The following is a 13,328-nucleotide window of genomic DNA, read 5'->3' on the forward strand; positions in this document are numbered from 1 at the left end:
CGAAGCTTTTTTTCTTGGGTCTGAGCCCGGCTACGACAGGAGGAAGGCTAGGGGATGGACGCGATGCCATCCAATACTTTAGTGCTATGCCCATGATGCCGTAGAAGCATCACTTCGCGGGAAGGGTCGGCTTGCGCCGGACACGTCGCGCGCGGGCCAGGGGCGATCCGGAATCCGGCGAGCCGAACGTGCCCTCCGACTGAAGCCGGGCCATTTCGGCCCGCGTCATTTCGATCATCTTCTGCACTGCCGGCGTGAGCGGGCGATCGGTGCGCCAGGCGAGGACGCGGTCCATGAGCCAGCCCTCCACGCGGCACAGCGTCAGCGTCCCCGCCTCATAGTCGCGCAGAACCGCGCTATGCGGCAGCACCGCATAGCCGAGGCCCGCCATGACCAGCTTCTTCTGCACCTGGAGGCTCTCGGTCTCGATGCCGATGTGGGGCTTTTCGCCGCTCGCGGCCAGGTTCAGGTCGAGCCAGCCGCGCACCGCGCTCGGCGGGGCGGCGAGAACGAGCGGCAGCGGGACCACGTCGCGCCAGTTGCAGGCAGCCCCCGGCGGAAAGCGCCCGGCGGGCCCCACCACATAGACCGGCTCGCGCACCAGGTGCTCGAGCCCCACGTGGCGGGCCGGGATGTCACGGACATTGGGCAGGATCGCAATGTCGAGGTCCCCCGCGAGCAGCCAGGACCGCAGCAGTCCCACTCCCTCCATGAAGGAGAGCTTCACCTGCGGATAGAGAGCGAGATAGGTCTTCGACAGCGCAGGGAACAAGATTTCGGCGACGGACGGTGGCGCGCCGAACGTCACCACGCCGCTCGGCACGGTGCCTTCCGCCCGCACGTCCGCGGCGGCCTGTTCCACCTGCCGGCGGATGAACCGCGCACGCTCCAGCAGAAGCGTGCCGGGCGAGGTCGTCACGATGCCCCGGCTGCCCCGGCTGAAGAGCTTGACGCCCAGTTCCTCCTCCAGCTTCTGGATCTGCCGCGTCAAGGCCGGTTGGGCGATGCGCAGCGCCTCCGACGCCTTACGGAAACTGCCGAGCTCGGCGATCTGCACGAAATACTCGAGCTGCTTGTCGTTCATGTCGCCGGGCTCCGCCGGAGCCGGATCCGATCAGGTTGAATCGGCCTGGTCGGAAATTCCGCCTCTGGCTTGAAGGAAGAGAACGCGTTCTCCCGGTGGAGTCTAGGCGATTAACGGGGCGGCCTGAAGTCTTTGGCGGGGGACTGAATTCTACCCCCGCGTGCACCCATCCATCTGGATGAATTTCCAAACGGCCGCTGAGGCAGACCAGGCAGGCCCATGCACGACGCCCCGGAATCACGGGGTGGGCGGACGGTTGTAGCCGGGGGCCTGCGTGCGCTCGAACGCCGCCGCCGCGCGCACCACGTCATCCTCGCAATAGGCCCGGCCGACGATCTGCAGGCCGATGGGCATGCCCTGCGGCGACAAGCCGGCGCACACCGCGCCCGCCGGCTGGCCGGTGAGGTTGAACGGGTAGGTGTAGAACACCCAGGAGACGAGGTTGCGGTCCTCCAGGCCCTCGGGGATGTTCCGGCCGGCTTCGAGCGCGCTCACCGGCAGCACCGGCGAGATGAGCAGGTCGTAGCGATCGAAGAACAGCCGCATCTTCTCGCGCAGCGCATAGCGGGCGAAGACGCTGGCATGGTAGCTCTTCATCTCCTGCGACAGGGCGGGCATGAGGATGTCGGCCACCGCCGGATCCAGAAGCTCGCGCTGGGTCTCCAGCACGCTGCGCAGGCGGGTGCCGACGCCGGCATAGAATTCGGCCGTCCACAGGTCGGCGGGGTCGGTGTCGAACACCTGCTCAACCAGCTCCACATGGCACCCCAGGGCCTCGAAAGTGCGGGCGGCGCGGTCGGTGGCCTCCACCACCTCCGGCGCCGAGCGGGCATAGCCGAAGGTGGGGCTGTAGGCGATGCGCATGCCCGCCACCGAAGCCTGCGCCGCGCCCAGCACGTCCGGCACCGGGCCGGCGACGCCGAAGGGATCACGCCGGTCGTGCCCGGCGACGGCGGAGAACAGCAGCGCCGCATCCGCCATGGAACGGGCGATGGGTCCCACATGGCCGAGCGTCGGCGTCGCCGAGGTCGGCCACACCGGCACCCGGCCGAAATGCCCCTTCAGCCCCGACAGGCCGCTGAACGCGCAGGGAATGCGGATGGAGCCGCCCCCATCCGTGCCCAAAGCGAAGGGCGTGATCCCCGCCGCCACCGAGGCGGCCGCTCCGGCGCTCGACCCGCCGGGGGTCATGGCCAGATTCCAGGGATTGCGGGTGATGCCGGTCAGCGGGCTGTCGCCGATGGGCTTGCAGCCGAATTCGCTGGTGGTGGTCTTGCCGATGAGGATGCCGCCCGCCGCCTTGGCGCGCTCCACCGCGGGGGCATCCACCTCGGCGACGTTGCCGGCCATGGCGCGCGAGCCGGAGGCATAGCGCACGCCCTTCACCGCCATCAGGTCCTTGGCGGAGAAGGGAAGCCCGTGGATGAGGCCCAGCGGCGCCCCCTTCATCACCGCATCCTCGGCGATGCGGGCGGCGGCGAGCGCCTCCTCCTCCATGATCACGCAGAAGGCGTTGAGCGTATCCTGCGTGGCGCCGGCGCGGTCGAGGGCGCGACGCGTCAGCTCCACGGGCGAAACCTCGCGCCGGGCGACCAGGGCACGCAGGGCATGGGCGCTGAGAAAATCGAGATCGGCAGACATGGGCAGCGCTCCCGGTCGGGGAAGTCAGGCAAAGAGTGCCGCCGGATGGCCGGCAGTGACCATCCGGCGGACCCATACGTCTCGGTCGGGGCGAGAGACGTACTCCGGTCAGTTGAGCACGGCGAAGGCGCGCACCGGCGAGCCCGAGCCGCCCTTGAACTTCAGCGGCACGCCGAAGAACTGGAACTCGCCCTTGCCCACCAGTTCCTCCAGGTTCACCAGCCACTCCCAGTGGCTCATGCCGAGCTCGCGGCACAGCCGGTGCTGGGCGAAGATGTTGTCGGAGGGCTTGTCGGTGGAGGGACCTTCCACGCCCTGCATCTTCGAACCGCGGTCATACAGCCACTGGGTGGCTTCCGCCGTGAGCAGGGGGTTCTTCCAGACGGAATCGAGGCTTGGATAGTTGCGCTTGTGGAAGCCGGTGCACAGCAGCACGATATGCCCGTCCACCTTCACGCCAGAGGCCGCCTCGGCCTTCTCCATGTCCTCCACCGTGATCTCGCCGAGGTCGGGGATGTGGGTGAGGTCGAAGCACACGGCCTTGCCCATGAACATCTCCAGCGGCATCTCGTCGATGGGCGCGCCGTCCGGCTTCACGTGGCGGAAGGCATCCACGTGGGTGCCCACATGGTCCAACATGGCGATGAAATTGGTCTGGAAGGTCATGGCGTCGCCCGGCACGCCGAGGCCGAGCGCCTTGGAGCTTTCGTGGCTCATGTGAGTGGTGATGACCGGGCGCTGGAAGAGCTTGTGGGCGGGCATGTTGTCTTCGATGAGGAGGCTGAGGTCGACAACTTTGGACATGATTTCTCCTTGGACTGGCAGGGACGTGCTGAAGGATGGCCTCAGGCGGCCGGTTTCTTGCGGCCGAGGAAGGCTTCCATCACCTCTGGATCGCGGGCGAGGTCAGCGCTGGGCCCGGATCGCGCCACCCGGCCGTTGGCGATGACATAGGCGTGGTCGGCGATGGCCAGCGCATAGGAGGCGAGCTGCTCCACCAGCAGGATGGTGAGGCCGGCCCTGTTCAGCGCCGCGAGCACGCCCATGAGCTGGTCGACGATCTTCGGCGCGAGGCCGAGGGACAATTCGTCGATGATGAGCAGTTCCGGCTCGGCCATGAGGCCGCGGGCGATGGCCAGCATCTGCTGCTCGCCGCCGGACATGGAGCCGGCCTGCTGGCCGAGGCGCTCCTTCAGGCGCGGGAACAGGTCCAGCACCTTCTCCCGCGTCGCCTTGGCCTTCGCGCCCCTGAGGCCGCCATGGACGTAGGCGCCGAGGATCAGATTGTCCTCGACACTCTGGTCGGGGAAGATCAGGCGGCCTTCCGGCACCATCACCAGGCCTTGCTTCACCTTGGCGTTCGCGCTCATGCGCGTGGTGTCGGCGCCGCGGAACAGCACCTTGCCGCCGGAGGGCGCGACCAGCCCGGTCGCCCCCTTCACCATGGACGACTTGCCGGCGCCGTTATTGCCGATGACGGCCACCAGCTGGCCGCGCTTCACCTGAAGCGAGATGTCGCGCACCGCCACCGCCGCGCCGTAGCGCAGCTCCATGGACTGGATGTCGAGGAGGATGTCGCGCATGCTCAGGCCTCCGCCTTCGCGTGGTCGAGGGAGGTGCCGAAATAGGCCTCGATGACGCGCGGATCGTCCTGCACCACTGAGGGCGTATCGGAGGCGATCACCTGCCCGTAGTCGAGCACGGTCACGGTATCGGCCACCGCCATGATGAGCTCCACATGGTGCTCGATGAGCAGCACCGAGACGCCCAGCGCCGCGATGCGCCGGATCATGACCTCCAGCTCGTCGATCTCCTGCGTGGTGAGGCCGGCGGCCGGCTCGTCCAGCAGCAAGAGGCGGGGCCGCGCCGCCAGCGCGCGGGCGATCTCGAGCCGTCTCTGCAGGCCGAAGGGGAGGAAGCGCGCCTCCTCGTTGGCATAGTCCTCAAGCCCCACGAAGGTGAGGAGGCCGATGGCGGCGCGGCGGCATTCGCTCTCCTGTCGGCGCATGTCGGAGGTCCGCAGCAGGGCCGAGACGAGGCCGTAGCCGAGGCGCTGCTGGTAGCCGACCATCACGTTCTCCAGCACGCTCATGTCGGAGAACAGCTCGGTGTTCTGGAAGGTGCGCGAGAGACCGACGCGGGCGATCTCGTGGGAGCGCTTGCCGGCGAGCTGGATGCCGTCCAGCTCGAAGGCGCCCTCGGTGGGCTGGTAGAAGCCGGAAATGGTGTTCACGAACGTGGACTTGCCGGCGCCGTTCGGCCCGATCAGCGCATGCACCTCCCCGGGCTTCACCCGCAGGGATGCCTTGTTGAGGGCGGTGAGCCCGCCGAAGCGCACGGTGAGGTCGCGGGCCACCAGCTCCGATTTCTGCTCGCGCGCCTCCCTGCGCAGCGTCCCGTCGGCGGGCAGCCCCTCGCAGGCAGCCACCGCGCGCGGCGCGGGCCTCAGCCGCTTCAGGCCGTAGGCGAGCGACCCCATGATGCCGCGCGGCATCACGAACATGACCACCAGCAGCAGGGCGCCGTAGGCGAACTTCTGCCAGACCGCGAACTCCTGCAGGTATTCCGGCAAATAGGTGAGGATATAGGCGCCGAGCACCGGCCCGAAGGTGGAGGCCGCCCCGCCCAGGATCACCATCAGAAGAAAGCGCACGCTGTCTGAGAAGGTGAAGATGTCCGGTGAGATGTACGAGTTGAGGAAGGCATAGAAGGTTCCGGCGAGGCCCGCCGTCACCGCCGCGGCCACGAAGGCGAGGGTCCGCAGGCCGGTGGCGTCCACGCCCAGCGCCCGCGCCGCGATCTCGCTCTGGGACACGGCACGCATGGCGCGGCCGTAGCGGGAGACCTTGAGATTGTGCGCGGCGGCGGTGGCGAGGAACAGGAACACCGCCAGCACGCAATAGAAGGCATAGCCCGACAGGCGCATGCCGAACACGTTGGGCGAGGGGATGGAGGTGATGCCCGTGGTGCCGCCGGTGAGCGATTGCCACTCGATGGCGACATTCTCCACGATCAGGCCGAAGGCGATGGTGACCACCGCGAGATAGACGCCGCGCACCCGCACCGTGGGATAGGCGAGCAGCACGCCGAACAGGCCGGCCACCAAAGCGGCGACGAGGCTCGCCGAGATCATGTCGAAGCCCGCCCGCGTCGCCAGGATGGCGCCGGTATAGGAGCCCAGCGCGAACAGGCCCGCCTGGCCCAGCGAGACGAGGCCGGTGAGCCCAACCAGCACGTTCAGCCCCACGGCGATGATGCCGTAGATGAGGAACAGCATGAACAGGCGCAGCTCATACTCGTTGGAGGAGGCGAGCGGCACCGCCACCAGGATCGCGGCGAGCGCCAGGAAGCCGAGAAGGGTGAGGTGTCTCATACCTTCATCACCTCCCTTTTGCCGAACAGTCCCTGGGGGAAGACGAGCAGCGTGAGGATCATGAGGGAGAAGCCGATGATCTCGCGGGCGGCGGTGGAGATATAGCCCTCCACGAACTTCTCCATCACCCCGTAGACGAGGCCGGTGATGACCACACCGGGGGCCGAGGTGATGCCGCCGATGATCGCCACCGCGAATCCCTTCAGTCCCGGCAGCACCCCCATGGCGGCGGAGGCCTGCACCACCGGGGCCACCAGCACGCCCGCCGCCGCGCCGAGCAGCCCGGCGAGGGCGAAGGAGAAGGCGACGACGAAGTTCACGTTGATGCCCATGAGGGCGGCGGCGTTCTTGTTGTGGGCGACGGCGCGCATGGCGCGGCCCACCAGCGTGTGGCGCTGCAGGGCCCTGAGGCCGAACATGGCGATGAGCGCCACCAGCGGGATGACAAGTTCCTGCGGATAGACGCCGGCCCCCAGGATGTGGACCGAGGAGGCGATGCCCGGCGAGGGCAGCGGGCGGGCGTAGCCCTGCGTCTGGATGGTGGCGAAGCTCTCCACCATGATGCCCACGGCGATGGTGGTGAGCATCCAGCCCACGGACCCCTGCTGGCCGAGGAAGGGCCGCACCGCGACCCGTTCCAGCACCAGCCCGAACAGGCCGCCGGCGAGGATGGCGACGAGGCTGGCGAGGCCGAGCGGCAGGCCGGCGGCGAGGAGATAGACGGCGAGCAGGCCACCGATCATCAGCGTGTCGCCATGGGCGAAGTTCACCGCCTTGGCCGACGACCACATGATGTGGAAGCCGAGCGCCACCAGGGCGTAGATGCCGCCGATGGCGAGGCCGGACAGAAGGTATTGCACCACTGTGGTCATGGCGGGCGACCTGACTGATGGGGGTGGATCCCGGCTGGGCCGGCGGAAGCGGTCGGCCGAGGCAGAGGCGGGAGGCGGCGAGGGAAACCGCCTGCCGACATCAGGAGAGGACGCGCCGATCAGAATGCGAGCAATCTGGCCAGCGCGTGCTCCAGGGCTCACTTGTCGTAGGGCGAGCCCTTGAGGGGGATCAGCTTGCCGTCGTGCCAGACGGTGAGCAGGTAGTATTGCGGCAGGATGGCGTCCTGGCGCTCGGGGTCGGCCTTGTCGAAAGCGGGCTTGTAGGGAGCGACGAGCCCGTCGCGGCTCACCTGGTAGAGGGCCTGCTGCACCTTCTTCCAGTCGTAGGAGCCGGCGATCTTGATGGCGTCGGCGAGGACGTAGACCGCGTCATAGGCGTTGGCGATGCCGGAGCCGGCCTTGATGTCCTTCGGGTCCTTGATGCCGGCCTTCGCCTCGATGGCGGCAAGCACCTTCTTGCCGGTCTCGCTTTGCGGCGTGAGGAAGGAGTAGGTCTGCATCACCCGCACGCCATTGGCGAGCGGCCCGGCGAGCTCGCCGAGATTGCCCGAGATGCCCCAGGCGCCGACGATGGCCGGCTTCCAGGCCGCCTTGTCCATGGACCGCAAGATCTGGTTGGCCTCGCGGTCGAGGGACCAGATGATCGCCACATCCGCCCCGGCGTCGCGGGCGCGGATCACCTGGGGCGACATGTCCTGGTCGTTCCAGTTGAAGGTCTCGGCGGCGACGAGGTCCTTGCCCTTGGCGCCGAGGGCGGCCTTCACGTCCGGCAGCGCGCCGTTGCCCCAGCCGGTGTTCTCGTAGAAAAATGCGATCTTGCCGGTCTTCGAGACCTTCAGCGCCTCGTCCACCAGGAAGCGGGCGACCCACTTGTCCTTGGCGGACACGCGGAACATGAAGTTGGGATCGCGCCCATTCTCGATGGCCTTGGTGTTGGCCGCCCACACGCCCATGTAGGGGATGCCGATCTCGTGCACCGGATCCACCTGCGCCAGGGCCACGGTGGAGTGGAAGCCGCCGAGCACCGCGATGCACTTGTCGGCGAGCGCGATGCGGCGGGTGTTGTCGACGCCGCGCGGCGGGGCGCCGGCATCGTCGTACTGGATCAGCCGGAGCTTCTTGCCGAGCACGCCGCCGGCGGCGTTGATCTCGTCAATGGCGATCTCGGCGCCCAGCTTGATGGCCTGGCCGGAAAACGCCGCGGGGCCGGTGACGGCAGCGGAGTTGCCGATGCAGGGCTCCTGCTGCGCGAAGGCGGCGCCGGTCGAAAGGCCGAGCGCCACCGCCGCAGCCAGAAGCTGGCTGCGCATAATGCTCTCTGGAGGCATGTGTTCTTCTCCTGTCGTCCACAGGACGCACCGGGCATTTTCGCCCGCAGACCAACGACGCAGGAAAGCTAGTTATAGGCCGCACTCAAGGACAAAGATTATTTTCCGATCGTTGATATAGGCCCAGACTATGATCCGAGTTAATAGGCAGTGCCGATGCCGTAGCCATACACATAAGATACTGATATTACATATTTTAGCGTCCATCGTCGCTCATAGTTTAGGCATATGATAGTTTATCATGCAGTTTGACAATCGCCTTTGCCCCGTGAAAATTCATTCCCGGCAAAGGTGAGGCATGGATATCCGGCAACTGAAATACTTCGTCCAGATCGCGGAAAGCGGGAACTTTTCGCGCGCCGCGGAAGTGCTCCGCATTGCTCAGCCTTCGCTCAGCCAGCAGATGAAGAACCTGGAAGAAGAACTGGGCGTCGGCCTGCTGCTGCGCCACGCGCGCGGCGTCACCCTCACCGAGCTCGGGCAGCAGCTCTACGACCATGCCCGCCGCATCCTGCAGGAGGTGGACCGGGTGAAGGACGTGGTCCGCTCCAGTTCCCTCAATCCTTCCGGCCGGGTTTCGGTGGGCCTGCCCACCTCCGCCTGCCGCGGCCTCGGCCTGCCGCTCATCCAGGCGCTGGCCGAGCGCCAGCCCAACATCTCCCTCCACGTGGTGGAGGCCATGACCGGCTATCTCGACGACTTCCTCCAGCATGGCCGGCTCGACGTGGCCCTGCTCTACGACCACAAGGCGTTCGAGCACGTGGCCTGGACCGAGATGATGGTCGAGGAGCTCATGCTGTTCGTGCCGCCCGGCCATCCGCTGGCGGAACAAGGCAGCGTGTCCTTTCGCGAGATGTTCGACTGGCCCATCGTGCTGCCCGGCGCGCCCAACGTGATGCGCACGGTGATCGAGCAATTCGCCGCCCGGCACGACGTGGTGCCCGCCGCCATGGCCTGCGACAGCCTGCCCACCATCGCCCGCCTCGTACGCTCGGGCCGGGCGCTGGGTGTGATGCCCCACTTCGCCTTCATGGACGAGATGGAACGCGGCGAGATGACGGCCGTGCCCATCCTCGATCCCACCCCATCCTGGCGCCTGTCCGTGGTCGTGTCCCAGCGCAGCATGAATCCGCGCGGCTCGGAAGCCGTCGCCAAGGTCATGGCGGACGTGATCGCCGCCATGGTGGACAGCGGCACATGGCGCGCCAGGCTGCGGACCGAGAAGGCCCGCGGCGAGGCGCGGCTGCCGGCCCGATGACCCTTCCCCCGAGGAGCCCCGAATGGACCTGATCATCACCAACGCCCGCCTCCCGGACGCCCCCGAGCAGACCGTCGATATCGCCGTCGCCGATGGCCGGATCGCCGCCGTCGGCCCCGGCATCACGGCGGAGGCGGAAGTGATCGACGCCGGCGGCTGCCTCGTCTCCCCCGGCTTCGTCGAGACCCATATCCACCTGGACAAGTCCTGCATCCTCGATCGCTGCGCGTCCCGGCGCGGCGACCTGGAGGAGGCCATCGCCGAGGTGGCCAAGGCCAAGAAGGACTTCACGCCGGACGATGTCTATGCGCGCGGCCGGCGCACCGTGGAGAAGGCCATCTCCCAGGGCACCACCCACATGCGCACCCATCTGGAGGTGGACCCGGGCATCGGCCTCAGGGGATTCGAGGGCGTGCTGAAGCTGGTCGAGGATTACCGCTGGGCCATCGACATCCAGATCTGCGTCTTCCCGCAGGAAGGCCTGCTCAACAATCCGGGTACCGACGCACTGATGGTGGAGGCGCTGCGGCGCGGGGCGAAGGCGGTGGGCGCGGCGCCCTATACGGACACCGACCCGCACGGCCAGATCGACCGCGTGTTCGAGATGGCGCGGGCGTTCGACGTCGACATCGACATGCATCTCGACTTCGGCAGCGACACGACGAGCCTCGACCTCGAATATGTATGCACCCTCGCCGAGCGCTTCGGCTGGGGTGGGCGGGTGGCGATCGGGCATGTCACCAAGCTGGCCTATGTGCCCCCCGCGCGCATGGACGAACTCGCGCGGCGCATGGCCGGCGCCGGGGTGGCGCTCACCGTGCTGCCCTCCACCGATCTCTTCCTCATGGGCCGTGACCGCGATCATGCCAAGACGCGCGGGGTGACCCCGGCGCATCTTCTCCTCCAGCATGGGGTGAACTGCTCCTTGTCCACCAACAACGTGCTCAACCCGTTCACCCCGTTCGGCGACTGCTCCCAGCTCAGGATGGCGAACCTCAACGCCAACATCTGCCATGTGGGCTCCGCCCACGACATGGCCGAGTGCTTCCACATGGTGACGCGCCGGCCGGCCCGGCTGTTGAACCTGCCCGATTACGGGCTGGAGGTGGGCAAGTCGGCCGATTTCGTCATCATCGACAACGCCACCCCGCGAGACGCGGTGGCCGAGCTTTCGCCCGTGCTCGCCGCCTTCAAGCGCGGCCGGCGCACGCTGACGCGGGAGCGGGCGCGTCTCCATTTCCCCACCTGCGGATGCGGACAATGAATTTGACCGATACCCTCGGCGCCTTCTGCCCGGACAACCACGCCGTGCGCACGGGCTCGGGCTCCGGACCTCTCGCCGGCCTAAGCTTCGCCGCCAAGGATGCCCTCGACGTGGAGGGCGCGCCCACCGGCAACGGGCATCCGGACTGGCTGCGTACCCACGCCCCGGCGCTTCGCTCAGCGTTGGCGGTGCGGCGCGTGCTCGACGCCGGCGCGGATCTCGCCGGCAAGACCATTGCCGACGAGCTGTGCTACTCGCTCACCGGCGAGAACGCCCATTACGGCACCCCGCTCAACCCGGCCGCGCCCGGCCGCGTGCCCGGCGGCTCCTCGAGCGGTTCGGCCTCGGCGACGGCGGGCGGGGCGGTGGACTTCGCCCTCGGCACCGACTGCGGCGGCTCGGTGCGCGTTCCGGCGAGCTATTGCGGTCTCTTCGGCATGCGTCCCACCCATGGGCGCATCCCACTCGACGGCGTGGTTCCGTTCGCACCCAGCTTCGATTGCGTCGGCTGGTTCACCCGTGATGCGGCCCTGTTCGAGACCGTCGGCCGGGTGCTGCTCGCGGAGGACACCTCCCCTGCCCCGATCACCCGCCTTCTCCTGCCACGCGAGGCCTTCGCCCTGCTGGCGCCGGAGGCGGCGGCGGCCCTGCGCCCAGCCGTGCAGCGCGTTCAGGACATGCTCGCCCCGGCCGAGGAGATCGCCCTCGCCCCGGACGGGCTGGACACCTGGTCCGCCACCTTCCGCACCCTTCAGGCAGCGGAGATCTGGCGCTCCGTCGGTCCCTGGATCGAGGCGGTTCGCCCCGCCTTCGGCCCCGGGGTCCGCGAACGCTTCGCCGCGGCGCGCGAGGTGGATCCGGCGGCGGTGGCGCGAGCCGCCGCGCATCGCGAGGCGATCCGAGCGCGCCTGTCCGCCTTTCTCCCCGCCGGCACCGCCTTGCTGATGCCGACCACCCCGCGCGTTGCGCCGGTACGGGGCGCGGCGGCCGCGGATGTGGAGGTGGCCTACCGGAACCTCGCCATGAACCTCCTCTGCGTCGCGGGCCTCGGCGGGCTGCCGCAAGTGTCGCTGCCGCTGGCGCGGGTGGACGGCCTTCCCCTCGGCCTGTCGCTGGTGGGAGCAGCAGGCACAGACATGGCCATTCTCGAGGCTGCGGTGCAGCTGGCGCTATGATCCCGGGGGGCCAGGCGACGGTAGCGGGGCGGCCGGTGCGCACGCCGCGCCCGCCTGCCCCAAGGTAGAGAAGCGAGCTCCGGTTGACCGGATCGCGGCGCGCACGCCGGCGGATCTCGTCCGGGCGGCCAGCCGGTGCTAGTCTCGTGGTCCGGTTTGGCCCGCGGCACCGGCGCACCGTTCACCTGTGCGACCACGCTCGCGGGGTGGTGGAGGGCCTCAATGAACGCCGCGCACGCCTCCGCAGTCGAGGACAGCCCCACCACGCACCGTACCGTGCCCGTGCGCGACAGCCTCGGATGTTCGCTTTCGGCGCTGGGCTGTCACCAGGAATTGATCGGCTCCGGATTTGCGATTTACCGCAAGTCGCATGCGGGGGACGGAATCCACCGGGTGGAGACCCCCGCGAGCGACCGCGGGCTGCTGGTCGGCGTGGCCCTGACCCGCGGGCATCGGCGGCGCATCTTCGACGGCAACCGGTCCGTCACCCATGATTTCGAGGAGGACAGCTGCTACGTCCGCTCGTTCTCGGACGGCTATCGCGCCGACGTCGAGACCGGCTTCGACTTCTTCCTGCTGGAGATTCGGCGCAGCGCCCTCCAGCGCACCTTCGCCGAAACCGGGCTGTCCTGCGCCGAGGGCCTCACCACAACGCCCGGAGCGCGGGATCCGGTCCTCGCCCATCTGGCGCGCGCGCTCCTGCCGGCCCTCGCCAACGCAAAGGGCTCGTCTCCCCTGTTCCTGGACCAGATGGCGAGCGCCATCCAGACCCATCTCGCCACGCGGCTGCACGGCGGCGTTCCGAAGGCCGGCCGCGCGCGCGGGCTCTCCGGCGCCCAGGTGGCCCGCGCCAAGGAGATGCTGGCGGCCGGGCTCGCGGGGCAGGTGCTCATCGGCGATATCGCATCGGCGTGCGAGGTGTCGCGGGGCCATTTCATCCGCGGCTTCAAGGAAGCGACCGGCGCGACGCCCTATCAATGGCTGCTCATGCAGCGCATCGAGCAGGCGCGGGACCTGCTGGTGAATTCACGCCTGCCGCTGGCGGACGTGGCGGTCGTCTGCGGCTTCTCCGACCAGAGCCACATGACGCGGACCTTTACCCGCCTGACGGGCGCCGCGCCCGGCGCCTGGCGCCGCCGCCGGTAGCAGCGGATCCCATCGTTCAAGAACAGCGGACTTTCATGCAAGACGCCCCGGTCGCCGCGGAATAGTTTGCGCGCATGCACAGCGAGCCAGAGATTGGATGCAATGAGCACGACCGCGAACCGCGACCGGTCCACACGCGATGCGGCGTTGCGGTCCCGTGCAGACC

Annotated in this window: 11 protein-coding genes; 4 read left to right on the top strand and 7 right to left on the bottom strand. The window is 68.4% G+C overall.

The genetic code is table 11. From position 1 onward, the window contains the following. Window positions 1-109: 109 nt before the first annotated feature. From EZH22_RS25940 to EZH22_RS25970, 7 genes are all read right to left on the bottom strand, one after another. Window positions 110-1,084 (bottom strand): LysR family transcriptional regulator, encoded by a 975-nt coding sequence (locus EZH22_RS25940; protein WP_203193255.1) that lies wholly within the window; start codon window positions 1,082-1,084, stop codon window positions 110-112. A gap of 237 nt (window positions 1,085-1,321) precedes the next feature. Continuing rightward, on the bottom strand, window positions 1,322-2,725 hold the full coding sequence (locus tag EZH22_RS25945) for an amidase (protein ID WP_203193256.1): 1,404 nt from the start codon (window positions 2,723-2,725) through the stop codon (window positions 1,322-1,324). Between the two features lie 108 nt (window positions 2,726-2,833). Continuing rightward, the gene (locus EZH22_RS25950; RefSeq protein ID WP_203193257.1) at window positions 2,834-3,529 is read right to left on the bottom strand and encodes a cyclase family protein; all 696 of its coding nucleotides are present in this window, start codon (window positions 3,527-3,529) and stop codon (window positions 2,834-2,836) included. Between the two features lie 41 nt (window positions 3,530-3,570). Continuing rightward, window positions 3,571-4,308 carry an ABC transporter ATP-binding protein gene (locus EZH22_RS25955; protein ID WP_203193258.1) on the bottom strand — a complete coding sequence of 246 codons (738 nt, stop codon included), beginning with the start codon at window positions 4,306-4,308 and terminating at the stop codon, window positions 3,571-3,573. 2 nt (window positions 4,309-4,310) lie between these two features. Continuing rightward, window positions 4,311-6,098: a branched-chain amino acid ABC transporter ATP-binding protein/permease gene (locus EZH22_RS25960; protein WP_203193259.1), complete on the bottom strand. Its 1,788-nt coding sequence runs from the start codon at window positions 6,096-6,098 to the stop codon at window positions 4,311-4,313. After that, window positions 6,095-6,970, bottom strand: a complete 876-nt coding sequence (locus tag EZH22_RS25965) for a branched-chain amino acid ABC transporter permease (RefSeq protein ID WP_203193260.1) — start codon at window positions 6,968-6,970, stop codon at window positions 6,095-6,097. The genes EZH22_RS25960 and EZH22_RS25965 overlap by 4 nt, the downstream gene beginning before the upstream one ends. 158 nt (window positions 6,971-7,128) lie before the next feature. Then, window positions 7,129-8,319, bottom strand: coding sequence for an ABC transporter substrate-binding protein (locus tag EZH22_RS25970; protein WP_203193261.1), 1,191 nt, complete (start codon window positions 8,317-8,319; stop codon window positions 7,129-7,131). Between the two features lie 298 nt (window positions 8,320-8,617). On the opposite strand from EZH22_RS25970, the gene EZH22_RS25975 reads away from it, so the two are divergent. The 4 genes from EZH22_RS25975 (at window position 8,618) to EZH22_RS25990 (ending at window position 13,162) form a co-directional block, all read left to right on the top strand. After that, window positions 8,618-9,577 (top strand): LysR family transcriptional regulator, encoded by a 960-nt coding sequence (locus EZH22_RS25975; protein ID WP_203193262.1) that lies wholly within the window; start codon window positions 8,618-8,620, stop codon window positions 9,575-9,577. Window positions 9,578-9,599: 22 nt separating this feature from the next. Then, window positions 9,600-10,841 carry an amidohydrolase family protein gene (locus EZH22_RS25980; RefSeq protein ID WP_203193263.1) on the top strand — a complete coding sequence of 414 codons (1,242 nt, stop codon included), beginning with the start codon at window positions 9,600-9,602 and terminating at the stop codon, window positions 10,839-10,841. After that, window positions 10,838-12,016 carry an amidase gene (locus tag EZH22_RS25985; RefSeq protein WP_203193264.1) on the top strand — a complete coding sequence of 393 codons (1,179 nt, stop codon included), beginning with the start codon at window positions 10,838-10,840 and terminating at the stop codon, window positions 12,014-12,016. Before EZH22_RS25980 ends, EZH22_RS25985 begins: the two co-directional genes overlap by 4 nt. A 222-nt stretch (window positions 12,017-12,238) precedes the next feature. After that, window positions 12,239-13,162, top strand: a complete 924-nt coding sequence (locus tag EZH22_RS25990) for an AraC family transcriptional regulator (RefSeq protein WP_203193265.1) — start codon at window positions 12,239-12,241, stop codon at window positions 13,160-13,162. Window positions 13,163-13,328: the final 166 nt, after the last annotated feature.

Origin of the sequence: Xanthobacter dioxanivorans (assembly GCF_016807805.1) — a bacterium.
In the GTDB taxonomy this organism is placed as follows: domain Bacteria; phylum Pseudomonadota; class Alphaproteobacteria; order Rhizobiales; family Xanthobacteraceae; genus Xanthobacter; species Xanthobacter dioxanivorans.